Raw genomic sequence first — 24,748 nt, 5'->3', positions numbered from 1 at the left:
CTGTGTAACTCAAAAACGGATGCTATCGAAGCACCCGTTTTTTATTATTGGTTTAATTAAGCACTTATCTCAGTGCCGTCCTTGAAGGTGAACCGCACGTCACTTTCGCTGTAAACATCACTAAATGAGATAATTAAACCAATGTCTCTTCAACTAACGGAACACTATAGCTTAATAACAAAAGGGGCTGCCAAGTGGCAGCCCTTTACTTAACTAACTGGCAGTTTAGATTAAAAATACCCAATATGATTAATCTATTTTGTCTCCAAACTTCTTTCCGAATTCCTCCATTAGATCAATAATTGGAATCAATTGCTCCCCTTTTGATGTTAACGAATACTCAACACGCGGAGGTACCTCGGGATAAACTTTGCGATTAATTAAGCCATCCGCTTCTAATTCTCGAAGTTGCTTGGTTAGTGACCCTTGTGAAATTCCCCATAAAAGAGTCTTGATTTCATTGTATCGATGCGATTTTAACTTTAAAAACCAAAGAATCAGATACTTCCAACGTCCTGAAAGCATGTTTTGGGTATAGGCAATGCCATATATTTCTCTGTGATCTTTCTTGCATTCTTCATTAAATCCATCTTTGCTTATTCTAGACACCTTTCCACCCCATTCTGCTGTAAGGTACAAAAAAATGTACTATGTCATTTTTAATTGCCTTCTTCAAAAATACGAGCAATGCATATATATTAATGCATGTATACAAATTACTCAATCGACTCAAAATTAAAATAGAAAATAGGAGGAATGGAAATGAGATTTGGAATTATAGGTGCAGGACCAATTGGATCTAATATTGCAAAAAAATTGGTTGATAATGGACATGATGTCAAGATTGCAGACGCTCGTGGGATTGAACGCTTGGAAGGGAAAAATCTTACAGGAACACCTGTGATCTTAGAAGATGTCATTAAAAATATCGATGTTCTTATAACATCGATCCCTTTCTATGCATTGCCAAGCATTCGCAACAATATAGATAAAGTTGGGGAGGAAGTCGTCGTAGTAGACACTTCAAATTATTATCCTCAAATCAGCGGTAAAATCGAAGACGTGGAGAAAGGAATGGTTGAAAGTGTTTGGGTGTCCAATCATTTGGGAAGACCCATCATTAAAGCGTTCAACAATTTCTTAGCCTATACGCTAGAGCATCATGGAACTCCCGAAGGGACGGATGGACGCATTGCTATAGCGGTTGCTGGCGATGACCTATCCCATAAACAAATCATCATGGGTGTAGCAAACGATCTAGGCTTCGATGCCGTAGATAGCGGTTCTTTAAGCGATTCGTGGAGACAACAGCCAGGAACCCCAGCGTACTGTACCGAACTTACAAAAGAGGAGCTAGCTATAGCCTTAACGAAAGCGAATAAAGAAAAAGCGCCACTTCTGCGCGAAAAGGTCATGGAAAAACTGATAGCTTCAGGTGGAACATTTTCCATTCATGATGTTGTTAAAGCAAATAGAGAAGTATTCAATTCATAAATTACAAATCCCTGTACCTTCAACTAATGGGAGAACGTTAGTTGAATAAACCAAAAGAAACGGTAGCCTGTTCATGGCTGTCGTTTCCTGATCTATCTGTTCACCTTATAATACAAACGGGTAGATTAGTTTAACATTGACTATTTATCATCTCTCGTGATTAGTCCAAAAATAAACAGGACAACCCCTATAAGTGGAATTATTACTTCAAACAGATGCAATCTTATATGCATATTGTTTTGAACATAATACATCAGTACAAAGAGAAAAATACCTGACAGCATTAATTTGTTTGATGGCATTAGTTGATCACCTCAGTTCAAGTTTATCATATTGCACGATTGAATGTTAAACTAACGGAATAACTATAGTTGAGGGTCTTGCTTCGCGGCAAGCTCCTCTTTTGGTTTTATTAAAGTAACGGGTAGGTTAACGCAACCATTCATGGATTTTACTGTATTAATTAAGAGTAGTAGCTAATGACCAAAACTCTTGTAGGCGGTGAGTCGATTTTATGAAAAAACCAGCGTTGATTGGAATAGATGGAGTCTATATCCCTGTTTCCGACAGAGAGAAATCAGAGCAGTGGTACATCGAGCACCTTGGATTGAAGGGCAACGAGGATTATTTGCTCGCAGGTAAACAAGAGGTTTTTCTACGCGAGCGAACGGATAATCAAGTTCTAGCTTTTAAGACAAATCAATGGTTGGCAAGTGAACAAAGTTATGAAATGCCAGTAGTCTGTTTTCGAACTTCAGATATTGTTGGACTATATGAGCACGCCCGTTCAAATGGGATACGTATCGAAGAAATGATTGTACATAGCTGGTTTAAAGAGTTTGATTTCTATGACCCCGATGGTAATAAATTAAAGGCTTGGCAACCGAACGAGTAGCACAAGTACCCAATATTTATTAAAATTTACGGTGAACTATAGCTGAATAAAGGCAAAAAAAGCAGGCGCCACGGTGCCCTGCTTTTTCTGCTTTCATTGGGTAACATCAGGTGTGCTGGAACAAGCGTGGGTATAAATGTGAATAGTTAAAGCATGTCAGAATATGAATAAATAGTACAGATACTCTTCAAAGAGAGGATACCGATATTTAAGTGAACGTAAAAAAGGTGAAAAATGAGCTAGAAGAATTGCTGCCAAAACTCAAAAAGATTGCCTTGTCTATTCAAGCCATGAATGAAAGTATTGCAATGTCTGATTTGGATATCGAAACAAGGTCGGAACTAAATTACTTGCTATCAATGGCAACTCCAATAGAACAAGTGATTAGTGAAGTTGAGTATTGGAATAAGCCAATCAAGAGACAGGGTACGCTTAATAAAAATAGCCTAGGGAGATATGAGATTGGTGATGGAGATAATCTCACTTCAGGTTCAACAATTGAAGTTTTGAAGTACGACTCTTTTTATGAGTACGACTTATGGATTAAAACAACAATTGAACATAACGAGGATTATTACGCGATAGCTTTTCCTGGCATGCCGCTAAATGGATTTGAAGCCAGAGTGCGATAATGAAGAAACCCAACTCAATTGAGTTGGGTTTCTTGGTTTCTTTTTAGAATTAACTTTTATATTTTATTAATCGCATGCTGTTCAGAATAACAATTAGAGCAGCCCCAGTATCACTTAACACCGCAATCCATAACGTTAAGAATCCTGGAAAGATTAATGTTATGGCAAGAAATTTGATAATTAGAGAAAACCAAATGTTTTGCTTAATAATTAATAATGCTGATCGACTAAGCTTTATTGTGTGTGGGAGTTTTTCTAAATTATCAGCCATCAGAATAATATCAGCAGTCTCCATAGCTGTATCAGTCCCAGCTCCACCCATAGCTATACCTATATTCGCTGTTGCAAGGGCTGGAGCATCATTGATACCATCACCTACCATGGCAACCTTAAAACCTTCAGTTTGTAGTTGTGAAATCACTTCCACTTTGTCTTCAGGCAGCAACTCTGCAAAATAGCGAGTAACTCCCGTTTGAGATGCGACTTTCTTTGCCGATCCTACATTGTCACCAGTTAACATGATCACTTGTTGAATGCCAATTTGCTTCAAACTTTCTAGTGTACTCACAGTAGATTTTCTAATTGTATCCGCAATGGCAATGATTCCAATAAGCTCATGTTTCGTACCGACGATTACAATTGTGTTTCCATCCTTTTGAAGTGATTCTATTTGCTCTTCGAAATTGTGTAGTGGGACATTTAATTCTAGAAATAATTTTGCATTCCCAGCGAAATATTCGATGTCTCCAATGGTTGCTTGAATCCCTTTACCTACAATGTTTCTGAAGTTTTCACCATGTAAAGATTCAATACCATTTTCAGTGGCATATTGAACAATGGATTTAGCAATGGGATGATTGGAATATTCCTCTAATGTTCGAACTATCGCTAGAACTTCCTTAGAAGCAAATACATGGGATACTTTTGGTTTTCCTTCTGTCATCGTTCCTGTTTTGTCGAAAGCAATCGTGTTTATCGTTCCTGCTATTTCAAGATAGGCACCACCTTTAATGAGAATGCCATTTTTCGCAGCATTTCCTATTGCTGAGACGATAGCAACTGGAGTCGAAATAACGAGTGCACATGGACAAGCAACAACTAACAATTCTAGCCCTTTATAAAACCATTCTCCCCAAGATCCAAAGCCAACGATGGGCGGGATCACCATGATAAGTAATGCAAGGCAAAAGACAATTGGTGTGTAAATCCGTGCAAATTTATCAATGAATGCTTGTGTAGGTGCTTTCTTTTCTTGAGCTTCTTCTACTAAATGAATAATTTTAGATATTGCTGAATCTGTAATTAGCGTTGTTACTTTTATTTCTAATGAACCATGTTCATTAATCGTTCCTGCAAATACAATATCCCCAACTTGTTTATCTACTGGAATGGATTCTCCCGTAATTGGAGCTTGATTTACACTAGATTCTCCTTGAGTAATCATCCCGTCTAACGGGATTCTTTCTCCAGGTTTTACAACAATAACTTCTCCGATGTGAACTTCCTCAACAGGCTTTCTAATTAGGTTAGTCCCGTGATGAAGCCATGCTTCGGGAGGAGCTAAGTCCATTAAATCTCGAATTGAACTTCTTGTCTTTTCAATTGAACTGCTCTGTAGCAAATTGCCTAAGGCAAACAACCACACAACAGTTGCACTTTCAAGCCATTCCCCAATAGCCGCGGCTCCAATAACAGCTACGGTCATGAGTACGTTCATATCTAATGTACCACTTTTTACGGCGTAGAATGCACTCTTAGCGGGTTTGTAGCCTCCAACAATTACAGATAGCGCATATAAAATGGTCACCATAAAAGTAGGCATTGTGGTATAGGAGCCGACATAAGCAGCAAGCAGCATTACGCCTGAGAAAATAAGGAGATTTTGATTACTGGTATCTTTGGGAATATCAACCTTTATTGTTCGTCCTGTTAGCAAGGTTGCTTTGAATCCAATTTTGGAAACCTCTTTAGTGATTTCTTCTGCCTCATTTTCATGCTCAATGTGTGCTTTTCCTGAAGAAAAGTTAACATTGACTGATTTTACGGAAGGGATCTTTTTTAAGTGATTTTCAATCGTCAAAGCACAAGAACTGCAATCCATACCTTCAATTTGGTACGTTTTACTGGCTGGACTAATCGGGTTTTGACTTGGTATTGAATTTGCTGTGTCGCTACTTGTAGTGCAACAAGAGTCATTACAAGCAGAATCATTTTGTAATGGGGCTGTTTTCTCTGTACAGCAAGCATCCTTGCATGTTGACTCTACTTTGGGTATCTGGGTTATTGTCGTGAATGTAAGTTCACGTTTGAATTTGGGCTTTTCGCTGTCACTCATAGCTGCACCACCTTAATAAAGATGAGAATCGCATTTATCAACTTCGTTCCCGACTTGTTCAAAGACCAAATCAATTAGATTAAGCATTTCAGTTATTTGTTCGCTCCGTAATCGGTAATAAACATACTTACCTTCCTGTCGCCCAACAATAAGTCCGCAGCCCTTTAAACAAGATAGGTGCTGCGATATGTTGGATTGGTTTCCTTGCAGCTCCTCCACTAGTTCAGAAACTGTTTTTTCATTTTGTTTAAGACACTCCAATATCTGCAAGCGGGTCTTATCACTAAAACCTCGAATAAATTTTGCCTTTGTATCTATAACTTCTGTCGCCATTTAAGACCCTCCAGTTCATATTAGTGAATACTAATACGTGTGTTTGATATCATATTAGCATTCACTAATATCAGTGTCAATCAACACTCATCATTGTTTGTTTAAAGAATTCTATATATGTAAATGCCCTGATTCATTAATTGAATCAGGGCATACTTTTACGCAATATTAAACTCATTCTGTATTAAACTCTTGACTTGGTCATTTCCAGTCATGTCTAAACGGATAGTAGGATCATCACCACTGATGTGAAGTGAAAATCTTATAAAAGGGCAACAAAGGTTTTCAAAAGTAATCCATTCAGCAATCTTCAAAAGCATTGTAGGTGTATTTTCAAAAACAAACGTATAGCCACATGAAATTTCTTCAACTTGTAGATTCTCTGTAAGATCTTTACGGAGGTTAAAGTAATGTGTTTTTTGTAAGGGATCAATCTGAGAAATGTTACAAGCTAAAGTAGTCGAGCCGTTGCAGCTACAAGAATTCATAAACGAGACTCTCCTTAAGATAACGAATTACTTGGGCATGATTTCGATGAACAAGTACAAGACTCATTTGCTTTGCAAGTTCTTTTTTTAATGAACGATAGCGCTATAAAAGAAAGCGAGATAAATATTAAGCCCCATTTTAAAAATCCTAAAGTGATCCCAGTAACCCCGATCACTGTAATTAATAGGGCAGGCACTCCACAACAGACTGCACAAAGACCAACTATTCCGATTCCAGCAAGAAACTTTTTCATAAAAGATCCTCCTTTCACTTCCTATGTATAGTATAATTGTTAAAGTGCACTTTAAGTCAAGGAGGGATATTATGGAGATAATTACAATTGGGGAACTTGCGAGTAAAGCAGAGGTTAATCCATCAGCCATTCGATATTATGAATCAATTGGACTAATACCCAAAGTTGAACGAATAAATGGACAAAGACGATATTCGCTAGATGTGTTGGATCGATTGAAATTTATAAAAACGGCTCAGCTAGCTGGATTCCACATGCAAGAAATTGCGGTGTTACTTGAGGGTTTTAATATTGAAGTTCCTCCTTCTGAGAGGTGGCAAGAGATGGCTCAGAAGAAAACTGCTGAATTAGTCGAGAAGAAGTTGCAAATCGATGCCATGCTTCAGATTTTGGATAATGGACTGAAGTGTAACTGTCTCACATGGTCCGAGTGTTTTGTTAAAGTAAAATCAGATGGTACCTGCTGCTAAATAGGGGGAGTAGATTTAAATATGACTAGAGCAATTACATTATTTATTCTAGCTGGATTGGCTGAAATAGGTGGAGGTTATTTAGTTTGGCTTTGGTTACGGGAATTCAAGCCAATATGGTACGGGATTGTTGGAGGTATCATCTTAGTTTTATATGGTATCCTACCCACGCTTCAAACCTTTCCGTCGTTTGGTCGTGTGTATGCCGCCTATGGAGGAGTATTTATTGTATTGGCTGTGTTCTGGGGCTGGTTTGTTGATAAGAAAACGCCTGATACATATGATTGGATAGGGGCTTGCATTTGTGTTGTTGGTGTTTCAGTTATGTTATGGGGTCCTAGAAACTAAATGAAAGAGACATCCTATTCGGGATGTCTCTTTCATTTAGTTCTTATAAAGCTTTTCTAATGCTTCGCGTTGAGGAGGTTTCACATTTACTTTGGGACGAATGCTTTTTGCTAAAGCTTCAGCCTCGTCTATTGACTGGCTTTTGCCCAGTGTAATTAATGTGCCAACAGCAACAGCTCCTGTTCTCCCACTTCCGCCTCCACAGTGGAAACCAACCTTTTTACCGCTTTTGTAAGCCTCAACAACATGGTTTAATGGCTTGCTGGAATAGTACGTCCTGTGGACCCTCTGCGTTGTCACCAAGAGGAACTTGAATCCATTCAACGTTAGCATCAGGGTAAGCACATTCTGTTGCTTCTCCACGTAAATCAACCACGACTTCAACACCTTCGTTTTTGACCATATCTTCAACGTCAGCCGCTCCACCAAAGAAGATTTTATCTTCATGTAAAGCTTGGTAATTTTTAACCATTTGTAAACTCCTTAGAATAACTGTTTTTTAAATGTTGTGAACTCAATTGGTGTTGGTGCCGAAGGCGGCGCACAACATAAAGACATATCTCGTGCATCGCCAGCAGATTCGAACTCTGAGTCCTCTTTTGTATAGAAGATCTCCCATGCGTTTCCGTCTGGATCATAAACCCAAACTTTGTCTTGAACGGCATAGCAGCAAGTCGTGTTAATTTCATCGATAGTAAGCAGGTTACTTTGACGAAGTCGTTCGCCCATAGCCAAGACCTCTTCGGTATCATTCACTTGAAAACCTAAATGATTCAACACACCGTTTTTCTCGAAAGGTCGAACATTAAGTGAGAAATGAAGCAATGGTTCATCAAGTTCAAACTTCGCATAGTTTTCCTTAATTTTAGTTGGTTCGGTTCCAAAGAAAGCACGATAAAAATCTAAGGACTTTTGTAGATCAGAACAATTCACCGCTACATGCATCCGTTTAATCATATTACTTTCCTTCTTTCACAAATAGCTCAATGCGTTCTTTAATGGAGTCACGTACTTCGCTGAATTTCGCGGTAATTTCTTCTTCTGTTCCTGTTGCCTTAGCAGGATCTTCGAAGCCCCAGTGCCACTTTACAACGTTCTTGTTGGAGATTACAGGGCAATGCTCATCGGCGTGTCCGCAGAGCGTAATAACGTAATCAGCGCGGTTCAAAATTTCGGGATCAATGACATTGGATGTATGGTTAGAAATATCGATTCCTGCTTCTTTCATTGTTGCAACAGCACGTGGATTTAAACCATGCGCTTCTAATCCTGCGCTTTTCACTTCATATTTGTCGCTGCCTAGAGCCTTTAAAAAACCATCTGCGATTTGGCTGCGGCAAGAATTTCCTGTACACAAAAAGTAAACTAACGGTTTATTGTTTTCCATGATTTCATTTCTCCTTTTGGCTATTCAGCATATTAAGCTCCCTGATGCCCACTTTTAGTTTGTTTAGCTCCTAGAATTGCTTTTATGAGTATCGCGGCAACCACTACAAAGATTGCAATCAACACGATTAATAACCAGATATTCAAGCTTGTAGTATTAATGACGTGTAGCCAGAAGTAAAGCCCTGTAAGTGTAATAAAGAGTGTTGGAACGGTCAGTATGATACCTGTTTTAAAATAATTGCCCCACGTAATTTTCACACCCTTCGTGGATAAAACGTGTAGCCATAAAAGTGTGGCGAGAGAACCAATCGGTGTAATTTTAGGTCCAAGATCGCTTCCGACGATGTTAGCATAAACTAATGCTTCTCGAATAATGCCGTCGGTGTTCGTTCCCTTAATCGCAAGAGCATCAATCATGACCGTTGGCATGTTATTCATGATGGATGACAACACAGCTGAGAGGAAGCCCATACCTACCGTTGTTACAAACAATCCCTGTCCTGCCAAATTCTCAACAACTTTGCCCAAGGCATCGGTAAGACCCACGTTTTTAAGACCATATACTACGACATACATGCCGATGGAGAAGATAACAACTGCCCATGGCGCATCTTTGATTACTCGTTTTGTTTCAATTGCTTTACTGGATCTAGCCATCAATATGAAGATTAGTGCAACAACACCTGCGATGATGGACACTGGAATGTTAATAAATCCACTGCTCACATATGCGACGAGTAGGATGCCTAGGATAACCCATGACATTCTGAATAGCTTAAGATCCTTGATGGCATCTGAAGGTCTTTTCAATTGTTTCATATCGTAACTCGTTGGGATGTTTTTTCGGAAGAAAACGAACAAGACCACCAAACTTGCTCCAAGTGAAAATAAGCTTGTCACAATCATACGGCTTGCATAGGTAACAAAATCGATGCCGAAGAAGTCAGCTGACACGATGTTGACTAAGTTACTTACAATTAGAGGCAAGGAAGTTGTATCCGCAATGAAACCACTTGCCATGATGAACGGCAAAATCATTTTGTCGGGAAGCTTTAATGCTCGAACCATTGCCAAAACAATCGGGGTTAAGATGAGAGCTGCACCGTCGTTGGCGAAAAATGCGGCAACTGCCGCGCCTAACAAAATGACGTAAACAAACATTAGTCTTCCGTTTCCTTTTGCAATACGAGCCATATGCAGGGCTGCCCATTCAAAAAATCCGATTTTGTCTAAAATCAAGGAGATGAGAATAATCGCTACAAAAGCGAGGGTGGCATTCCAAACGATCGAAGTAACGGTCAATACGTCGTGAAATGAAACTACTTGGAAGATGAGGGCAAGAATAGCTCCAGCAGACGCTGACCATCCAATATTAAGTCCCTTAGGCTGCCAAATAACAAAAGTTAATGTTAACAGAAAGATGATTACCGCTATGTAAGTCATGTTTTCCTCCTAATCACAACAATCAAGTTTTTCACAAGATGTGGATTCAACCTTTTCTTTTTGAGATGGAAGCTGATTGAATAAATCGGATATGAACGGTTTATTTTCAATCGTAAGCGAATAGTAAACCCACTGTCCTTTTTTGGCTTCTTTGACCAATCCGCCATCCTTCAATTTGCGTATATGCTGACTAACATTTGGCTGACTCGTTTGTAGAATATCAACAAGTTCAAAAACACAGAGTTCTCTTTCTTTAAGCAACAGAAGGATCGTTAATCTCGTCTTGTCACTTAAAAGTTTCAACGTCTCAACCATTTTTTCAATTTCAATCATCATTTAATCTCCTTTATACGGGTACATTCATGCCTTTAAGCAAATCGATCACTTTTTTCTCAATTTCATCCCTTGTTTTGCGGAGCGCTTCAATGTTTCCTTCGCTGTGCTCTAAAGGATCTAGTATATTCCACTGGACATTAGTAATCCCAAAAGGAACGACAGGACAACGTTCAACTAAACTCTCACACAACTTAACAATGACATTGGAAGCCATGAAGGTCTTCATATCAATTTTGTTGGAAGCATAATTTGAGATATCAATGCCAATTTCTTTCATAACCTCGACTGTAAGTGGATGTATGTCACTTGCTTCTAGTCCAGCACTTTCGGCGATAACATTATCTTTCCCATAATGTTTGGCAAATGCTTCAGCAATTTGACTTCTACAACGGTTTTGAATGCATAAAAAGTAAATTCGAACAGGTTTCTTACTCATCATAATTCAGCTCCCTCCATCTGTAAATCATTATATAAGCAAATACTTATATTCGTAAAGTAAATAAATTGTAAATGAACTAAATACTTCTCGTTAACTAAAATCAAGAAAAATAACCAGCCTTGTTCAGGCTGGTTTATTGTGGCATGTAACTAACTTTCTGATATAAGAGTGTTATGGATCTCCAGTTGTTCTAATGAAGTACCAATTTGTGTAGGGGAAGATTCTAGAGCTGCTTTCTTTGAAAGACGTTCAAGTTTCTTGTCCGAAGGGGAGGACTTCTTACTCATCAATTTAATGATCTCTTGGTTGTGTTGATCTTTTAATACAAGGATCTCTTTCTCATGGCGAAGCTGAGATAACTCAAGATCCTTCTTAACATCCGCAAGTTGAGAATAAAGTTGCTCAATTTCGTTTAGATCGTAAGATGCATTTATGTTAATTAATCTGGCATTATCCTCACGTAAATGTTGAATGTTTTCCTCTTGAACTCTACGCATTTCTTTTAGCTGATGCACTTCTTTGTTAGACTCTGAAATCTTATGCATTAGTTCAGATAATTCAGATTGCTGTTGTTTGGATTCTAATTCTAAACGATCAACGACTTGATTCATTTCAAGATTCACTTTTTCAATCTCAACAGTGTATTGTTTGTTATCTTCAATAACCTTTTTAATGAGAGATGTAAATATTTCGTCAATACGCTTTGTATGGTCTTGTAGGGTTTCAATGTCACTTAGGTACTTCAAGGAGCCTTCTTGTTGCTTGTACACTTGTAGCTCATATAAAGCAAGGAGGCGTTCAAACCATTCTTTACTTGATAAACCAGAAGCAACGATCATTGAATTTATCTTATCTTTAGTCTCGGAGCTCACCTTCACACCATAGGTGGTATTGTCTGTTGCCACGATAGAAACCCTCCTTTTTCCTTGTAAACGTAGGTTTACCCTGTAAATCGGGTTAACTGAGTTAACCTTTTTATCCATGTTCAATGGTGGCTCGTTACAAGATTATATGGGTCAAGTTAAAGCATTATCACATCTATTCATGGAAGTTCAAAAGCCAATGTAATAGGACAAACTTGGTTCGTAATAGGCATAACCATGAGGTGATACCTATGCAACTCAAGATTGTATTTAAGTCCATCGAAATGGAAAAGTCATTGGAACAAATCATTGATGAGTTGGTTAATGATACCATCAAGAAGGTGCTCACCAAACACCCTGGAACAAGCTATAATTATGAGACAACTAAGACTAACTATCATGATGAATTGGGTGATCCAAACCGATGAAACCAAATGGGACAGCTATTTATGTGAGGGTGTCCACAACAAAGGATTCGCAAAAGGACAGTCCTGAACATCAAAAGGGACTCTGTGAAGAAAAAGCAAGAGCGCTTGATTTGGATGTGCAATATACATACGAAGATCGAGACACAGGTACATCCATTGTTGCACGTGAAGAAATTCAAAAATTAATACGAGATGCCAAATCTAAATACTTTGGCACCATCGTTTTTGCTTCCTTATCTCGTTTTTCAAGGGATACCTTGGATTCGCTTAACTTAAAAAGAATCTTAGTGGATGCCCTGGGGATTCGATTAATTTCTATTGAAGAAGGCTTTGACTCCTATAAAGACAATGATGAGCTGAAGTTCCAGATCATATCTGCTGTGAACCAAAAGCTAAGCGAACAGATCAGTCTTTCATCTAAACGTGGGATTAGACAGTCAGCACTAAAAGGGAATTTCACAGGAAGCATTGCTCCTTATGGATATAGAAAAGAAATTGTGGGAGACAAGAAGACGCTTCTTCCTGATGATAACAAGCCCGTCGTTGAGTTGATTTTTGAATTGTACATCAGCCGTAAGATGGGTGAAAAAGCGATTGTTCAATATCTGAATAATGAAACAGTAATTCCTTCTCCTAAAGGAGGAGTCTGGGGGATTACAACAATTCAGCGTATTCTAATGAATGAGGTATATACAGGACAAAATGTGTTTGGCAAATATGAAGTAAAGAAAGTTTACAATGACATTAACAACATGTCCGACAGGAGTAGAAAACAAGTTCAACGAGATGAAGCTAAATGGGAGCGGAGCGTTGAACAAACACATGTTGCAATAATAGATGAAGCAACGTTTCAATTAGCCCAAGAGATTAGATTAAAGCGCGGCGGTGGAAAACGTGGGGGCGTAAGGAATAAAGTGAATGTATTTGCTGGAATGACAGTATGTAAGCATTGTGGGGGTTCAATGGTCTGTACGAAAGGGAGATCCAGTAAAGATGGGAAAGAACATCGTTATTTGATTTGTTCAACCAGGAGAAGACAAGGAGATCGCGGCTGCGAGAATAGTATTTGGATTCCTTATTATCAGTTTAGAGATACCATCATTGCGGAAGTAAGTAAGAAACTAAAGCAACTTATTAATAGCGAGTCCGAGACCAGTGAACGTAAAGGGAGAATAACTAAAAAGAAGACCTCCCTAGACATAGGCAAAGATATAAAGAAGACAGAGAAGTTTATTGAAATGAATCGTAAGCTGCTATTTGAATTGAGAAAGCAGATGATGCTTGGTGAAATCGATGAAGCACAGTATCAATTTGAAAAAGAGCAGTACGAACAAGAGATTGCGTCCTTGCAATCCAAACTAATTAAATCCTCTGAGAACGTGGATGAGCAAATCAATTTGGAGAAGATTTATGAAGAGATCAGAAAGGCATTGGATAATCTTGTAGAATTAGAGTTTGACCATGTGGATGAAATGAGGCTTGTATTGACGAAGCTTATTCAAAAATTGGTGCTAAGTGTGGATGGAGAGGTTGTGATCTACACCCCATTAGGACAATTGGAATCATAACTTTACTACCTAATGGATGCGTCATTATAACGATCATCTGCTTTTTATTATTGTGTGTTTCAAAACACATTACATTGGAAATGTGATTTCTCACAGTCTTTTCGCTTATGAAAAGCTGCTGCGCGATATCTTTCGTGGTTTTGTCTTGTACTAAGAGTTCGAATACTTCTCTTTCGCGGTTAGTAAGTAGAAATTTGTTTTTGTGGTCGCTGCCCATGGATGTGTGTCACCCCTCCTTGCTCGGGTATTGGGAATTACAAGGTTTAGGGATACAGTCAAAATTAGTTTATGAAGGGCTGTTGTCAATGGTGCGATATATACATAAAAATAGGCGATATCCGCTTTTGAGTTTCCTTCCGAGGCGTGGTAAGCTAAAATGAAGCATTTCTTTTGAACAAAGGAGGCTCAAAAGATGTTCAAGCGTGATTATTTTATGCGGCAGATTGAGCAAATGACCGTGGTGCTGCATCGCATACTTTTTAATAAGGAACATATCCCATTAGAAGATGCCCAGCAGCTGCTGGATGAAGCAAGTCGCCATCTATTGGGGTTGAATATTCGCTCTTTGCAAGCATTATCGAGTAAGGATATCCTTGAATTATTGTCCTATCATGGCAATTTGGATACCGCCAAAGCGCTAGTGCTTAGTGATATGTTTGTAGGACAAGGTGACCTGCTTCAGCAGCATGACCAGACTGACGAGGCTTATCATGCTTATCATGCTTATCTGAAATCCGTTGATTTGCTGCTTCACCTTTCGCTCTCACCCGAAGTTGAACCTATGGATGAAGTGAACGATGAAATCAAGTCCCGATTGAACCAGAGCTTGGAACGTCTTCAAGGATGGATCATCCCGGAGGAGATCAAGAGGCTTCTTTTCGCGCATTATGAGAAACAGGGCAATTACGCCAAAGTAGAGGATGTTTTGTTCCATTATATGGAAGATCATCCGGACCGATCCGTAATACTCGAACAAGGTGTAATCTTTTACGAAAAATTAATGGATATGGAAGAAGAACTCTTGCAAACAGGCAATTTTAGCAAAGAAGAAGCGTTTGATGGTTTGCGTATTGTGAAGCAAAAATTGCAATCATTTGATATTCCTAACATGTATAAATCGTAGAAACTGAAGGTGTGAAGAAATGGCTTGGTATCAGGAAAGTTTTGGAAATGATTATTTAATTGTTTATAAACACAGAGATCTGCAAGGTGCTTACCATGAAGTGAAGAAGATGATTGATTGGCTGGGGCTGAAGCAAGGGGCCGAAGTGCTTGATTTATGCTGCGGCATGGGCCGCCATTCCATGGCGCTGGCTGAGTTCGGATACGATGTAACGGGCGTGGATTTATCTGAGGTGCTTTTGAATGAGGCAGTGAAGTTAGACGATGGTAAGCAAGTAACATGGCTGCGCGGAGATATGCGCGAAGTACCGCTCGATCGGCAATACGATGCTGTCGTGAATTTGTTTACTTCGTTTGGCTATTTTGATGAGGATGAACAAAATGAGAAGGTGCTTCATGAAATTCATCGGCTTCTAAAAGAGGGCGGCCGTTTCATCATCGATTTTTTGAATCCGGTCTATGTTCAGTCGAATCTCGTTCCACAATCGGAGCGAACAGAAGAAGATCTATGGATTCGTGAAGCAAGAACCATTGAAGATGGCTGTGTGCGTAAACGGATTGTGATTTCGCAAAAGGGTACTGCTGATCGGCATTATCTGGAGCAGGTTAAGTTGTATGATCGAACGGCTTTTGAAGCTATGCTGTTAAAAGCGGGTTTACATATTGATCATGTATACGGTGAATATGATGGACAGGCTTATGATGCTGAAGCATCTAGTCGGTTGATTTTTGTAGGGCATAAGGAAGGATGAGTACTCGGAAATGAACATCTTGACTGAACATACAGATGAGATCACGCAAGTGAAGGTTCCGCTGCCCTTCCCTCTGCGTTGGGTGAATGCTTACCTCGTACGAGGTAGCAACGGGTATACCGTGATTGATCCGGGGCTCCGCACTCCGGATGCGGAGGAGCTCTGGCAGCAGGTGCTGCAGGAGCGTGGGATCGGTTTCGAGCACGTGGAGCAGATCGTGCTCACCCACCACCATCCCGATCACTACGGGATGGCGGGTTGGTTCCAGGAGCGCACGGGCGCGCCGGTTCTCCTCTCGGAGACCGGCCTTGCGCAGGTGCAGCTCCTGTGGGGCCCGGAGCAGCCGATGTCGGCGCTGCTCCTGACGCTCTTTGCCCGGCACGGCTTCCCGGAAGCCGGGCTGATCGAGATGACGAAGCACATGGTGAGCTTCGTCTCGCTTGTGTCGCCGCAGCCTCAGGTGACGGTGCTGCCTGAAGGGCCTGTGCGCCTCGGGGACCGCGTGTACGAAGCCATCGAGACCCCCGGCCATGCCGCGGGTCATCTCTGCTTCTACGACGCTGCGGCGGAGGTGATCTTTTGCGGCGACCATGTCCTGCCGCAAATATCGCCGAACGTTTCCTTCCTCCCGCAGGTGGAAGAAAACCCGCTCGGCGCGTACCTCAGCAGCCTGCAGGAGATCAGCAGGCTGCCTGTGAAGATGGCTTACCCGGGGCACCGGGAGCCATGGTCCGGCTTTGGCGCACGCGCAGAGGAGCTGGTGCGCCATCATCATGAGCGGCTTGCGCTCATGGAGGGGCAGCTAAGCGCGCCGCTTAGCGCTTATGAGGTGTGCCGTGCGACGTTTGGCGACCGGCTGAGCATACACCAGATGAGGTTCGCGCTATCGGAAACGATCGCTCACCTCATCCTGTTGGAAACAGAAGGCCGCATCCAACAGGTAGACCCCGCCGCCGAGCTCATTCAATATATCGCGATTTCGAAATAATAGCCGAAAAGCCTCCAACCACGACGAAATTAGTGGTTGGAGGCTTTATTATTTTCAGAGGTTGTGCATCGTCAAGTCCACTACATTTTGGGGAACTATAATCCTATATATTTGGGAAAACGCACGTATTTCGATTATAGCGGAAGATGGAAAATAGGGAATTAGCGAATCCACGTTCCGCTTACTCATGTAAATGGGCGTTTTAGGGCAAATAAGGCATTCACCTTCCGTTTAAAAGGGTTCCGACGAACAATAGTCAGAATCCTTAACTATTCCTCAAGCCCGTCGCTCGATTTCTTACAGCTAATAACTCAATTCACCCTACAACTCACCACTCTACGGCAACGCTTTAATAACCAGCATCTTCTACTTACTCACTTCAAAGGCTTACTATAAGTAGGAATATTATTATGCGCCAATCGGCCACAGGCGGCAGCTACGATTCCGCATACCATATCATCGATAAATGTATTGCATTTTCCCTCGGAATGATCGCTATCGAGGTCTTTGATAATCCCGATTTTCTCTTTGTCGAGATATCCGAAATTCGTGAGTGCAATGGTGCCATACATGAGTGGAACGGCAGTTGCGATGCTTTCATCAACCCCGAAAAGCCCTTCGTCTTGTCCGACAATATGATTATACTGAGGGTTAAATTCTCCTGCTTCGACGGCTGTATCAATTTTGATCGCCAATTGAAGGGCGTGGAATGTTTGTTGTTTTCGCAATACGGCAAGAACATGCTCTTCACATAGGCTGCGCTCCATATCCGGATTGTAGGGGCGTTGAAGCTGATCCAGAATATCCACCATATCTTCCAAAGCCACGCCTCTCGACTCGAACAGAGCCAGGTTACGCGCGGTATAGTCCTCTTTCACATTTTCAGAAATGATTGAACTGGCAGTTGAGGCAACAATGGCACAGATCCCTTTGGAAATGAAAGATTTAGGACGTTTGGTCGGAAAGAAGAAACGGAATTTACAATCCATAAATCCAAAAAGAGAAATCGCGCCGCTGCCATATAGTCCACAGATGGACATAGCAATGGTGCGATGAACATTATATGCAGGGTCTTTCATACTAGCTAGAAGCTCGGAATCATGTTTGACCTTCTTTTGGAGCTCCATGAGCGTAGACATAACGTTATAGGTTTCTGTTTTGCTTAACACACCTAGTAGAGTCGTAGTGATTGTTTCATAGGGAATTTTCTTAATTCCTTTGATTTCGACGAGTAAGCGAGCAACAGCTTCTTCGATGACGGCTTGGGAATAGTGACTGAAAACCTCTTCACGGAATTCGTTGAAAATGTTTGCTTTTTCTTTAAGGAATGTTCTCATTGAAGCGCCTCCAAATTAGGTCAATTCTTATTTTTGAGTATAGCATATCTTTATAAGATGCCGAAGGAAGTTAACTCCTAGGATTTGACTTGTTGTAATGTCTCACAGGGCGCCGCAGGCTTTAAATTCTGGTGCATGAGTTTTTTTCGAAATGGGACAAAAAGTAGTTATAAATCGGACAAAGCCTCGTATACATAATAATACGAAAAAGCAATGTACAGGCCATGAAAATACAGGGCAGATGCTTCAGGCTTCTGCGAAAACTTGGAGGAGGAAATAAGCTAATGAAACATCAACATTGGATTCGTTCAGCCGCTATCGCGGGGGTAATTGCCTTGCTGACCACGGGATGTTCGGTTCTGGGCACTGGGAAGAAAAGTGACATCGATGCACCTCCGACAACGGGTGCGGAAGCTGATGCGAAGACGACATCAGCAGCCGTTACGATCGATATGATCGAAGACAATTCATCACAGATGACGGTTTATGTGAAAGATGCAAAAGGATTCGTTGCTCCACTTAGTCTTGGATTACCCAAAACGGTGTCTGTCGCCAAAACGACTCTCGAGTATATGGTGGACGGAGGACCGGTTGCAAGTTTGCTTCCATCTGGTTTCCAGGCTCTGCTGCCTAAAGGTACGAAAGTCGTAAGCTTGAATGTTACATCAGACAAGCGTGCCATTGTTGATTTCTCTAAGGAGTTCCTCAATTATGATGGGCCGAATGAGAGAAAGATTTTGGAGGCTATCACTTGGAACCTGACGAGCTTTCCAACCGTAGAGAAAGTGCAGCTGCGTGTAGATGGGAAAGATCTGAAGGAGATGCCGAAAGGGAAGACACCGCTGGATACACCTCTTGCACGCTCTATGGGGATCAACATTGAGAAGGCTGAGGACGCTGAATTTGGTCAATCCACACCGGTTACACTCTATTTCTTGAATCAAAATGATCAAAATTACAAATATTATGTACCTGTTACAAGGCTCGTCAAAAGGACAGATGATGTCGCGAAAGCGGTTGTTGAACAGTTGATCAAAGGGCCTGATCAGAAGAAGGGTCTGGCTGCTGTTCTGAATGCTACAACGGAAGTGAAGAGCATTAAGCCGTCTGATGGTGTTATAACCGTTGATTTCTCCAATAAATTCCTTGGCGCCGATCAGAAAGCATCCACCGAAGCTATGCAGTCTGTTATTCTTTCATTGACAGAAAACACAAGCTTTAAACAAGTCCAAATTAAAGTGGATGGTGCTGTGAAGCCAGTAACTAAAACAGCTCATATTAATCCGGCTAAGCTTTAAGAAGCTTGCCCGGTTCTAACGACCTCTATGCAAAAGCGCTGTCTTTGACAAGGCGCTTGCATAGGGGTTTTCTCAGCATTATAATCAATGTTCGGCATCATTGTTTTTGACTAAGGATGCTTTTCGCTGACTACTTTGTTACAATGGGGCGTAGGAACAAAGCTTCTGATGGAAGCAACAGGAGGAGAACAACATTTATGAGAATTGGCGGAAGAACGAATCAAGAACTGCGACCTATGAAAATAACCCCTCATTATATAAAACACGCAGAAGGCTCGGTGCTTATTGAGGTCGGGGATACCAAAGTGATTTGTACAGCAACGATTGAAGAACGCGTCCCACCTTTTATGAAGGGTCAAGGGAAAGGATGGGTAACAGCCGAATATTCGATGCTGCCTCGAGCTACGCAGGTTAGAAATCAGCGTGAAGCTGCGAAAGGTAAGCTTGGTGGACGTACGATGGAGATTCAGCGTCTTATCGGCCGTGCGCTTCGTTCCGTGGTGAATTTGGAAGCTTTAGGCGAAAGATCCATCACTCTGGATTGCGATGTTATTCAAGCGGATGGCGGTACTCGTACAACGTCAATTACCGGTGCTTTTGTTGCTATGGCATTTGCCATCGACAAGCTGGCGACAGACAAAAAATTAGCTAAATTCCCGATTAACGATTTTCTGGCTTCTGTGAGTGTTGGTGTTATTGGCCAAACACCGCGGCTTGATCTGAATTATGAAGAAGATTCACATGCTAAAGTAGATATGAACGTCGTGATGACGGGGCAAGGTCAATTCGTAGAAATCCAAGGAACAGGCGAGGATGCTCCTTTTTCCCGTAAGGAACTGGATGAACTGCTCGCTCTTGCTGAAACAGGCATCCATACGATGATTGAAGAGCAATCTAAAGTACTAGGCCCGATCGCTGATCGCATTCGAGGTGTACATCATGCTGCTACAAAGTAATTTCGTCGTTATTGCAACACGTAACGAAGGCAAAGTCAAAGAGTTTGCGAAGCTTTTTGGAGCAAAAGGCTACAAGGTTCGCTGCTTAACGGACTATACAGATCTTCCGGAAATCGTGGAGAGCGGAACGACGTTTGCAGAAAATGCACGGATTAAAGCGCAGATTATTTCGGCACATCTCCATGTGCCGGTTCTTGCCGATGATTCAGGATTGTGTGTAGCGGCTTTGAACGGTAAACCGGGTGTTTATTCAGCCAGATACGCTGGAGAGAATGCTACGGATGCGGATAATAATGCTAAGCTGCTGCACGAACTAAGCGAGGTAGGTTCTGTAGAAGGATTGCCTGATGGTGCAGAGAACCCAAAGCTTCTTAGTGAAGCATCCTATGTTTGTGCACTTACACTCATCGATCCTGTAGCAAATGAAGTAATTGAAGCGGAGGACTCATGCCGTGGTTACATCATTGGGGAAGAACGTGGCGAAAGCGGCTTCGGCTATGATCCGTTGTTTTATATTCCTGCTCTTGGGAGAACGATGGCTGAATTAACGGTGGAAGAGAAGAATGAGATCAGCCATCGAGCCAAAGCCTTGCGTATGTTTTTGGATAGACTTCCTGATCAGAACGGCTAATATCATAATGAAAACCTGCTTCCACTTCATCGGTGGGTAGCAGGTTTTTTGGATTTAACGGATGGAAATTTTATAGGAACGCAACCATGTGTCTACTTGTGCTAAATAGGCGAATAGTTGAGGACCTGTCATCAACTGACCAAACCATGGAAGGTCGAAATCGTTCGTCTCCGAGCTGGCAAGTGCGCGGATTTTCTTAACATCAATGAAGGGAAGTAAGGGCGAGCTGGGGTCATCCAGAATTTCCAACACCCATTTTCTCACAGCTGCTAAGTAATTAGGATTGTGTGTCTTTGGATAAGGACTTTTCTTGCGAGTCAGCACATCCTCTGGAAGAACACCTTTGAGCGCTTTACGCAAAATGCCTTTCTCCCGATCACCCGATGTTTTGATTTCCCAGGGAATATTCCAGACATACTCAACAAGTCGGTGATCGCAGAAAGGGACGCGAACTTCAAGTCCGACGGCCATACTCATACGATCCTTTCGATCTAGAAGTGTCGGCATGAACCGGGTAATGTTTAAGTAAGACATTTCTCGCATACGGTTTTGCTGCTGCGTTTCCCCAGCTAACCGCGGCACTTCGCTGAGCGCTTGCTGGTATCGATTATGAACATACTCGACTGGTTTGATCCAATCCACAAGATCGGGGGCCAGCAGGTCGACTCGATTGTTCAGTTTTAAAGACCAGGGGAACGTATTGGCTCCCAAAGCTTCTTCGTTGTGGAACCAAGGGTATCCACCGAATATTTCGTCAGCTGCCTCGCCGGAAATGGCAACCGTCGCTTCTTTTTTGATCTCACGGCAAAATAAATAAAGAGACCCATCAACATCAGCCATTCCTGGTGTATCACGGGCAAATACCGCTGTTTTCAGGGATTCTACTAGCTCGGGTGTGTCGAATTCAATATAGTGATGCTCGGTTCCTAGATACTCCGTCATCCGTTTAATCCAAGGTGCATCTGAATTTGGCTGAAATATGTTTGCTTTAAAATGCTTGTCATTATCTTTGTAATCAACGGAAAAAGTATGCAGAGCGCCTTGCCCGCTTTCCTTATAATGAGCAGAGGCAAGTGCAGTAAGCGCACTAGAATCAAGACCACCCGATAGAAGGGTACAGATGGGTACATCAGACACTAGTTGACGCTGGGATGTATCTCTAAGCAATTGTTGAACTTGCAATGCCGTAGCAGCGATATCATCGGAGTGTTGGTGGCTTTCGAGCTTCCAATACGTACGAATGGATAAGCCATTGCGGTCAAATACAGCGCATTGTCCTGGTTTGAGCTCAGACATGTTGCGATAAATCCCATGACCAGGTGTGCGAGCCGGACCTACTGCGAAGATCTCGGCCAAGCCTTCTGCACCAACCTCTGCTTCGAAGTCAGGGTGCGCGAGTATGGCTTTCGGCTCAGACCCGAATAGAAGCACACTATTTTGATGAGAATAAAAAAGCGGCTTTACGCCAAGCCGATCTCTGACCAAATAGAGGGATTGTTCTTGATCATTCCAGGCCGCGAAAGCGAAAATGCCATTAAGTCGATCTACACAAGCTCTCCCCCACTCAATAAAGGCAACAAGCAGCACCTCTGTATCACATGTCGTGCGGAAATGATGTCCACGAAGTTCGAGCTCCTTTTTGAGTTCAGGGGCGTTATAGAGTTCGCCATTATATACGATCGTATACGTGTAATCTCCTTGTTTCCGTACCATGGGCTGAGCGCCGTTTTCCGGATCCATTACACTTAGACGTCGATGGCCGAGGGCACAATGCTGTGAAATCCAAGTACCAGAAGCATCAGGTCCACGCAAATGGAGCGTTTCCGTCATATTTTCTAGAATGGACGGGTACCCGGTCAAGTCTTTCCGCCAATCTATCCAACCCGTTATTCCGCACATAGACGTTCCTTCCTTTCCTTAAAGAGAGCATGATGATAAAAGGTATGCAAACGCAATGTAGATAATGTCTGTCCAGAAGTGGATGGGCGCAGTCAACCGGACGGATTTTGTGTTTTGTTGACAGGCCTGATACAATAAACCCAATTCTTACTTATTAAATGACAAAGGTGATGACAATGAAAAAGAAGCACTCCAAAGCACAAATTGATTATCTGGCCTCAAGAGAACATTTTCTGCAAATCAGTAGCCAAGCGGATAAACGAATTACGGAATTAAAAGAAGAAGGTAAAGAAGTTGGGCAAGCAGAAATGGAAGAAATTATTGAGCGTGTCGGCTTGCATCGTGCTTACAATGAACTTACCCAAGCGGAGAATGTCTTGATTAACTGGACACAAACGGCTATCAAAACCGAACCGGAATTTATTCAAAACCGCACTAATTTTGAGGAACTGTACGAAAAAGTCAAAACAGATGCAGAAGCAAGAGGCGCGATTCTTAATCTTGCCATGCGTTTAAATTTAGAGCTTGTGTGACATTCTAAAGAGGTAGTGCCATTCTTTCTTCAGGAGGCGAATGCTCATGGATAGTCATTTCATTAGCAAGCTGCACGACAAGCAGAGGAAAGCCGCGAAGAATTTCAGGACCCAAGGTGACGGTCAGCCAGGCAGTAATTTGCCGCACAAGAAGCACTAAAGTCTAATGGCACCATCAAGAGCCTGTAGGGAGATTTCCTTACAGGCTCTTGCTTTGTCTTTTCCCTTGTCCTTCGTTAATGGGTATTTTAAACAGCATATTAGAGGCGGAATCTCTCCATACTAATCAAGTGATCATTATTTCAACTTACAGGAGGATTAATCCACTATGGGCAAAAAGAAAAGTATGGACCAGCGGACACAAAGCACAATCGATCATTCGAAGCAATCTTCTCGCATACAGTCCAATCTAGATTCAACAGAACCTGGACATCACCAGCCGAATCGTCCTTCCGTTTAAACGAAGATTTGAATTCGTGCATAAAGCTTTCGATGAAGTCCCTACCATTTGGTTGGGGCTTTTTCCTTGTATGTAAATAGACTATGAGGTAAGATGATGTTTGGGTTTAAATGATTTGAATAAACTCGGTCAAAATTTCATATCCGAAATAGGTGCTTACATTCCGCTATCCAAGCGCAGGGTAAGCTTAAAAGGGAAGATCGGTTAGAAGCCGACGCGGTCCCGCCACTGTAACAGAGGAGTCAACGTCTCTATGCCACTGATCGACCGATTGGGAAGGCTGACGTTTGATGAAGATCCTGAAGCCAGGAGACCTGCCTATTTCAGCAGCACAGTTATATACCTACGGGAGATAGGGAGGTGTTCTTATGAGTACGTGGGATCTATCAACAGTCCAACATCATGTACTTATCTGTAACGGAGGATCTTGCCTGAAAAATTCAGGAGATGAAACAACGCTAGCCATCCGAGATGAAATTTCGAAGCACGGAGCCGAGCATTTTATACATACAACTCGGACTAGATGTAATGGTCGCTGTCAGGATGAAGGTGTTGTAACGGTGTATCCGCAAGGAATTTGGTACAAGGAAATGACACCAGAGGCTGGGAGAAGGCTTGTTCGAGAGCATTTACTTGAGGGGAAACCACTCCAAGAACATATGACTTATAGCTTTGAGGAACGCTTTGTGCCAACTGGAATAGGAAATAAGGGCATTAGTCGCTTGCAAAGCAAATAATCTGATATTGAAAGTTTTAACATGTGGGCTATCCCAAAAGTGTTCGCATGATTGAGCGTGTTCCAAATTTACACAAAAGAACCTCCAATTCCATTAATAAAGTGGAATTGGAGGTTCTTTTTACATATGAATCTGATTCTAAGTGGGGGCTCAAAAATCATAAATTGACTTTGGACAGCCCCTATTCGTGCCCTCCTGAATAAGCGCGGTTTCCGCGATTATTTGTCATACTTGTTCATTGAATTAGCGGAACGAGAGGGCCTACCATTGATAGATTTATGCATGCATTGCATGTATACATAAAGAAGCTGTCCCTCTAG

General features: G+C 41.8%; 33 protein-coding genes and 1 riboswitch. Of the genes, 17 read left to right on the top strand and 16 right to left on the bottom strand.

Features of this window, described 5'->3' with window-relative positions; genetic code table 11:
* Nucleotides 1-249: 249 nt before the first annotated feature.
* Nucleotides 250-609: a winged helix-turn-helix transcriptional regulator gene (locus GC098_RS19110; RefSeq protein ID WP_171644879.1), complete on the bottom strand. Its 360-nt coding sequence runs from the start codon at nt 607-609 to the stop codon at nt 250-252.
* Nucleotides 610-762: 153 nt separating this feature from the next.
* On the opposite strand from GC098_RS19110, the gene GC098_RS19105 reads away from it, so the two are divergent.
* From GC098_RS19105 to GC098_RS19095, 3 genes are all read left to right on the top strand, one after another.
* On the top strand, nt 763-1,494 hold the full coding sequence (locus GC098_RS19105; RefSeq protein WP_171644845.1) for an NADPH-dependent F420 reductase: 732 nt from the start codon (nt 763-765) through the stop codon (nt 1,492-1,494).
* A 514-nt stretch (nt 1,495-2,008) separates the two neighbouring features.
* Complete coding sequence (locus GC098_RS19100; protein ID WP_171644844.1) at nt 2,009-2,389, top strand: VOC family protein; 381 nt, start codon at nt 2,009-2,011, stop codon at nt 2,387-2,389.
* A gap of 227 nt (nt 2,390-2,616) precedes the next feature.
* Nucleotides 2,617-3,021, top strand: a complete 405-nt coding sequence (locus GC098_RS19095) for a DUF5348 domain-containing protein (RefSeq protein WP_171644843.1) — start codon at nt 2,617-2,619, stop codon at nt 3,019-3,021.
* A 49-nt stretch (nt 3,022-3,070) separates the two neighbouring features.
* Here GC098_RS19095 and GC098_RS19090 read toward each other — a convergent pair whose 3' ends face one another.
* From GC098_RS19090 to GC098_RS19075, 4 genes are all read right to left on the bottom strand, one after another.
* Nucleotides 3,071-5,356, bottom strand: coding sequence for a heavy metal translocating P-type ATPase (locus GC098_RS19090; protein WP_171644842.1), 2,286 nt, complete (start codon nt 5,354-5,356; stop codon nt 3,071-3,073).
* Nucleotides 5,357-5,368: 12 nt separating this feature from the next.
* Nucleotides 5,369-5,689, bottom strand: a complete 321-nt coding sequence (locus GC098_RS19085; RefSeq protein ID WP_171644841.1) for an ArsR/SmtB family transcription factor — start codon at nt 5,687-5,689, stop codon at nt 5,369-5,371.
* 158 nt (nt 5,690-5,847) lie between these two features.
* On the bottom strand, nt 5,848-6,177 hold the full coding sequence (locus GC098_RS19080) for a hypothetical protein (RefSeq protein ID WP_171644840.1): 330 nt from the start codon (nt 6,175-6,177) through the stop codon (nt 5,848-5,850).
* 14 nt (nt 6,178-6,191) lie between these two features.
* Nucleotides 6,192-6,431 (bottom strand): hypothetical protein, encoded by a 240-nt coding sequence (locus GC098_RS19075; RefSeq protein WP_171644839.1) that lies wholly within the window; start codon nt 6,429-6,431, stop codon nt 6,192-6,194.
* Nucleotides 6,432-6,502: 71 nt separating this feature from the next.
* Here GC098_RS19075 and GC098_RS19070 point away from each other — a divergent pair, with 71 nt between their 5' ends.
* Together GC098_RS19070 and GC098_RS19065 are read left to right on the top strand one after the other, a co-directional pair.
* Complete coding sequence (locus GC098_RS19070) at nt 6,503-6,901, top strand: MerR family transcriptional regulator (RefSeq protein ID WP_171644838.1); 399 nt, start codon at nt 6,503-6,505, stop codon at nt 6,899-6,901.
* A gap of 21 nt (nt 6,902-6,922) precedes the next feature.
* Nucleotides 6,923-7,249: a YnfA family protein gene (locus tag GC098_RS19065; RefSeq protein ID WP_171644837.1), complete on the top strand. Its 327-nt coding sequence runs from the start codon at nt 6,923-6,925 to the stop codon at nt 7,247-7,249.
* Nucleotides 7,250-7,285: 36 nt separating this feature from the next.
* Here the strand turns inward: GC098_RS19065 and GC098_RS41235 are convergent, their stop codons facing one another.
* The 8 genes from GC098_RS41235 to GC098_RS19030 all read right to left on the bottom strand — a co-directional run bounded on the left by GC098_RS41235 (nt 7,286) and on the right by GC098_RS19030 (nt 11,761).
* Nucleotides 7,286-7,549, bottom strand: coding sequence for a protein-tyrosine phosphatase family protein (locus GC098_RS41235; RefSeq protein ID WP_312880217.1), 264 nt, complete (start codon nt 7,547-7,549; stop codon nt 7,286-7,288).
* On the bottom strand, nt 7,488-7,721 hold the full coding sequence (locus GC098_RS41230; protein ID WP_312880216.1) for a hypothetical protein: 234 nt from the start codon (nt 7,719-7,721) through the stop codon (nt 7,488-7,490). The genes GC098_RS41235 and GC098_RS41230 overlap by 62 nt, the downstream gene beginning before the upstream one ends.
* An 11-nt stretch (nt 7,722-7,732) precedes the next feature.
* A complete protein-coding gene (locus GC098_RS19055) occupies nt 7,733-8,206 on the bottom strand; it encodes an ArsI/CadI family heavy metal resistance metalloenzyme (RefSeq protein ID WP_171644836.1) in 474 nt (157 codons plus the stop codon).
* 1 nt (nt 8,207) lies between these two features.
* Nucleotides 8,208-8,636 (bottom strand): arsenate reductase (thioredoxin), encoded by a 429-nt coding sequence (gene arsC / locus GC098_RS19050; protein ID WP_171644835.1) that lies wholly within the window; start codon nt 8,634-8,636, stop codon nt 8,208-8,210.
* A 32-nt stretch (nt 8,637-8,668) separates the two neighbouring features.
* Nucleotides 8,669-10,081, bottom strand: a complete 1,413-nt coding sequence (locus tag GC098_RS19045; protein WP_171644834.1) for an arsenic transporter — start codon at nt 10,079-10,081, stop codon at nt 8,669-8,671.
* Nucleotides 10,082-10,090: 9 nt separating this feature from the next.
* Nucleotides 10,091-10,414: an ArsR/SmtB family transcription factor gene (locus tag GC098_RS19040; RefSeq protein WP_068662958.1), complete on the bottom strand. Its 324-nt coding sequence runs from the start codon at nt 10,412-10,414 to the stop codon at nt 10,091-10,093.
* Between the two features lie 13 nt (nt 10,415-10,427).
* Nucleotides 10,428-10,856: an arsenate reductase ArsC gene (locus tag GC098_RS19035; RefSeq protein ID WP_171644833.1), complete on the bottom strand. Its 429-nt coding sequence runs from the start codon at nt 10,854-10,856 to the stop codon at nt 10,428-10,430.
* A 149-nt stretch (nt 10,857-11,005) separates the two neighbouring features.
* Entirely contained in the window at nt 11,006-11,761 is a 756-nt protein-coding gene (locus tag GC098_RS19030) for a coiled-coil domain-containing protein (protein WP_171644832.1), read from the bottom strand.
* A gap of 209 nt (nt 11,762-11,970) precedes the next feature.
* Here GC098_RS19030 and GC098_RS19025 point away from each other — a divergent pair, with 209 nt between their 5' ends.
* Both GC098_RS19025 and GC098_RS19020 read left to right on the top strand, forming a co-directional pair.
* Nucleotides 11,971-12,147, top strand: coding sequence for a hypothetical protein (locus GC098_RS19025; protein WP_156411033.1), 177 nt, complete (start codon nt 11,971-11,973; stop codon nt 12,145-12,147).
* Nucleotides 12,144-13,715: a recombinase family protein gene (locus GC098_RS19020; protein WP_171644831.1), complete on the top strand. Its 1,572-nt coding sequence runs from the start codon at nt 12,144-12,146 to the stop codon at nt 13,713-13,715. The genes GC098_RS19025 and GC098_RS19020 overlap by 4 nt, the downstream gene beginning before the upstream one ends.
* Here GC098_RS19020 and GC098_RS40870 read toward each other — a convergent pair.
* Entirely contained in the window at nt 13,642-13,932 is a 291-nt protein-coding gene (locus GC098_RS40870) for a helix-turn-helix domain-containing protein (RefSeq protein WP_281367092.1), read from the bottom strand. The genes GC098_RS19020 and GC098_RS40870 overlap by 74 nt on opposite strands.
* 195 nt (nt 13,933-14,127) lie before the next feature.
* Between GC098_RS40870 and GC098_RS19010 the strand changes: the two genes are divergently transcribed.
* From GC098_RS19010 to GC098_RS19000, 3 genes are read left to right on the top strand one after another with little or no spacing between them, the layout of a single operon-like run.
* On the top strand, nt 14,128-14,838 hold the full coding sequence (locus GC098_RS19010; protein ID WP_171644830.1) for a DUF6483 family protein: 711 nt from the start codon (nt 14,128-14,130) through the stop codon (nt 14,836-14,838).
* A 19-nt stretch (nt 14,839-14,857) separates the two neighbouring features.
* Nucleotides 14,858-15,589: a class I SAM-dependent methyltransferase gene (locus GC098_RS19005; RefSeq protein ID WP_171644829.1), complete on the top strand. Its 732-nt coding sequence runs from the start codon at nt 14,858-14,860 to the stop codon at nt 15,587-15,589.
* A 10-nt stretch (nt 15,590-15,599) separates the two neighbouring features.
* Entirely contained in the window at nt 15,600-16,577 is a 978-nt protein-coding gene (locus GC098_RS19000) for an MBL fold metallo-hydrolase (RefSeq protein WP_171644828.1), read from the top strand.
* Between the two features lie 374 nt (nt 16,578-16,951).
* Here the strand turns inward: GC098_RS19000 and GC098_RS18995 are convergent, their stop codons facing one another.
* Complete coding sequence (locus tag GC098_RS18995) at nt 16,952-17,914, bottom strand: phosphatidylglycerophosphatase A family protein (RefSeq protein ID WP_171644827.1); 963 nt, start codon at nt 17,912-17,914, stop codon at nt 16,952-16,954.
* A 284-nt stretch (nt 17,915-18,198) separates the two neighbouring features.
* On the opposite strand from GC098_RS18995, the gene GC098_RS18990 reads away from it, so the two are divergent.
* From GC098_RS18990 to GC098_RS18980, 3 genes are all read left to right on the top strand, one after another.
* On the top strand, nt 18,199-19,212 hold the full coding sequence (locus GC098_RS18990) for a GerMN domain-containing protein (protein ID WP_171644826.1): 1,014 nt from the start codon (nt 18,199-18,201) through the stop codon (nt 19,210-19,212).
* Between the two features lie 197 nt (nt 19,213-19,409).
* Nucleotides 19,410-20,168, top strand: coding sequence for a ribonuclease PH (rph, locus tag GC098_RS18985; protein WP_171644825.1), 759 nt, complete (start codon nt 19,410-19,412; stop codon nt 20,166-20,168).
* Nucleotides 20,152-20,799: an XTP/dITP diphosphatase gene (locus tag GC098_RS18980; protein WP_171644824.1), complete on the top strand. Its 648-nt coding sequence runs from the start codon at nt 20,152-20,154 to the stop codon at nt 20,797-20,799. Before rph ends, GC098_RS18980 begins: the two co-directional genes overlap by 17 nt.
* Nucleotides 20,800-20,853: 54 nt before the next feature.
* On the opposite strand, the gene asnB is transcribed toward GC098_RS18980, so the two are convergent.
* Nucleotides 20,854-22,698, bottom strand: a complete 1,845-nt coding sequence (gene asnB / locus GC098_RS18975; RefSeq protein WP_171644823.1) for an asparagine synthase (glutamine-hydrolyzing) — start codon at nt 22,696-22,698, stop codon at nt 20,854-20,856.
* A 176-nt stretch (nt 22,699-22,874) separates the two neighbouring features.
* Between asnB and GC098_RS18970 the strand changes: the two genes are divergently transcribed.
* From GC098_RS18970 to GC098_RS18960, 4 genes are all read left to right on the top strand, one after another.
* Complete coding sequence (locus GC098_RS18970; RefSeq protein WP_171644822.1) at nt 22,875-23,231, top strand: hypothetical protein; 357 nt, start codon at nt 22,875-22,877, stop codon at nt 23,229-23,231.
* Between the two features lie 46 nt (nt 23,232-23,277).
* On the top strand, nt 23,278-23,391 hold the full coding sequence (locus GC098_RS18965) for a DUF4023 family protein (protein ID WP_082562468.1): 114 nt from the start codon (nt 23,278-23,280) through the stop codon (nt 23,389-23,391).
* 168 nt (nt 23,392-23,559) lie between these two features.
* Nucleotides 23,560-23,691 carry a hypothetical protein gene (locus GC098_RS40865; RefSeq protein ID WP_281367091.1) on the top strand — a complete coding sequence of 44 codons (132 nt, stop codon included), beginning with the start codon at nt 23,560-23,562 and terminating at the stop codon, nt 23,689-23,691.
* Between the two features lie 133 nt (nt 23,692-23,824).
* A riboswitch (cobalamin riboswitch) is annotated at nt 23,825-24,027 on the top strand.
* Between the two features lie 32 nt (nt 24,028-24,059).
* Complete coding sequence (locus GC098_RS18960; RefSeq protein WP_171644821.1) at nt 24,060-24,428, top strand: (2Fe-2S) ferredoxin domain-containing protein; 369 nt, start codon at nt 24,060-24,062, stop codon at nt 24,426-24,428.
* Nucleotides 24,429-24,748: the final 320 nt, after the last annotated feature.

This window comes from Paenibacillus phytorum (assembly GCF_013141715.1).
GTDB classification, from domain to species: Bacteria; Bacillota; Bacilli; order Paenibacillales; family NBRC-103111; genus Paenibacillus_E; species Paenibacillus_E phytorum.
This window is presented reverse-complemented; position numbering and strand designations above follow the sequence as displayed.

Coding starts and splice junctions, on each gene's coding strand:
- GC098_RS19105 (WP_171644845.1), top strand. CDS start 763: ATGAGATTTGGAATTATAGGTGCAGGACCAATTGGATCTAATATTGCA.
- GC098_RS19100 (WP_171644844.1), top strand. CDS start 2,009: ATGAAAAAACCAGCGTTGATTGGAATAGATGGAGTCTATATCCCTGTT.
- GC098_RS19090 (WP_171644842.1), bottom strand. CDS start 5,356: ATGAGTGACAGCGAAAAGCCCAAATTCAAACGTGAACTTACATTCACG.
- GC098_RS19085 (WP_171644841.1), bottom strand. CDS start 5,689: ATGGCGACAGAAGTTATAGATACAAAGGCAAAATTTATTCGAGGTTTT.
- GC098_RS19080 (WP_171644840.1), bottom strand. CDS start 6,177: ATGAATTCTTGTAGCTGCAACGGCTCGACTACTTTAGCTTGTAACATT.
- GC098_RS19075 (WP_171644839.1), bottom strand. CDS start 6,431: ATGAAAAAGTTTCTTGCTGGAATCGGAATAGTTGGTCTTTGTGCAGTC.
- GC098_RS19070 (WP_171644838.1), top strand. CDS start 6,503: ATGGAGATAATTACAATTGGGGAACTTGCGAGTAAAGCAGAGGTTAAT.
- GC098_RS19065 (WP_171644837.1), top strand. CDS start 6,923: ATGACTAGAGCAATTACATTATTTATTCTAGCTGGATTGGCTGAAATA.
- GC098_RS41230 (WP_312880216.1), bottom strand. CDS start 7,721: ATGGTTAAAAATTACCAAGCTTTACATGAAGATAAAATCTTCTTTGGT.
- GC098_RS19055 (WP_171644836.1), bottom strand. CDS start 8,206: ATGATTAAACGGATGCATGTAGCGGTGAATTGTTCTGATCTACAAAAG.
- arsC (WP_171644835.1), bottom strand. CDS start 8,636: ATGGAAAACAATAAACCGTTAGTTTACTTTTTGTGTACAGGAAATTCT.
- GC098_RS19045 (WP_171644834.1), bottom strand. CDS start 10,081: ATGACTTACATAGCGGTAATCATCTTTCTGTTAACATTAACTTTTGTT.
- GC098_RS19040 (WP_068662958.1), bottom strand. CDS start 10,414: ATGATTGAAATTGAAAAAATGGTTGAGACGTTGAAACTTTTAAGTGAC.
- GC098_RS19035 (WP_171644833.1), bottom strand. CDS start 10,856: ATGATGAGTAAGAAACCTGTTCGAATTTACTTTTTATGCATTCAAAAC.
- GC098_RS19025 (WP_156411033.1), top strand. CDS start 11,971: ATGCAACTCAAGATTGTATTTAAGTCCATCGAAATGGAAAAGTCATTG.
- GC098_RS19020 (WP_171644831.1), top strand. CDS start 12,144: ATGAAACCAAATGGGACAGCTATTTATGTGAGGGTGTCCACAACAAAG.
- GC098_RS40870 (WP_281367092.1), bottom strand. CDS start 13,932: ATGGGCAGCGACCACAAAAACAAATTTCTACTTACTAACCGCGAAAGA.
- GC098_RS19010 (WP_171644830.1), top strand. CDS start 14,128: ATGTTCAAGCGTGATTATTTTATGCGGCAGATTGAGCAAATGACCGTG.
- GC098_RS19005 (WP_171644829.1), top strand. CDS start 14,858: ATGGCTTGGTATCAGGAAAGTTTTGGAAATGATTATTTAATTGTTTAT.
- GC098_RS19000 (WP_171644828.1), top strand. CDS start 15,600: ATGAACATCTTGACTGAACATACAGATGAGATCACGCAAGTGAAGGTT.
- GC098_RS18995 (WP_171644827.1), bottom strand. CDS start 17,914: ATGAGAACATTCCTTAAAGAAAAAGCAAACATTTTCAACGAATTCCGT.
- GC098_RS18990 (WP_171644826.1), top strand. CDS start 18,199: ATGAAACATCAACATTGGATTCGTTCAGCCGCTATCGCGGGGGTAATT.
- rph (WP_171644825.1), top strand. CDS start 19,410: ATGAGAATTGGCGGAAGAACGAATCAAGAACTGCGACCTATGAAAATA.
- GC098_RS18980 (WP_171644824.1), top strand. CDS start 20,152: ATGCTGCTACAAAGTAATTTCGTCGTTATTGCAACACGTAACGAAGGC.
- asnB (WP_171644823.1), bottom strand. CDS start 22,698: ATGTGCGGAATAACGGGTTGGATAGATTGGCGGAAAGACTTGACCGGG.
- GC098_RS18970 (WP_171644822.1), top strand. CDS start 22,875: ATGAAAAAGAAGCACTCCAAAGCACAAATTGATTATCTGGCCTCAAGA.
- GC098_RS18965 (WP_082562468.1), top strand. CDS start 23,278: ATGGATAGTCATTTCATTAGCAAGCTGCACGACAAGCAGAGGAAAGCC.
- GC098_RS40865 (WP_281367091.1), top strand. CDS start 23,560: ATGGGCAAAAAGAAAAGTATGGACCAGCGGACACAAAGCACAATCGAT.
- GC098_RS18960 (WP_171644821.1), top strand. CDS start 24,060: ATGAGTACGTGGGATCTATCAACAGTCCAACATCATGTACTTATCTGT.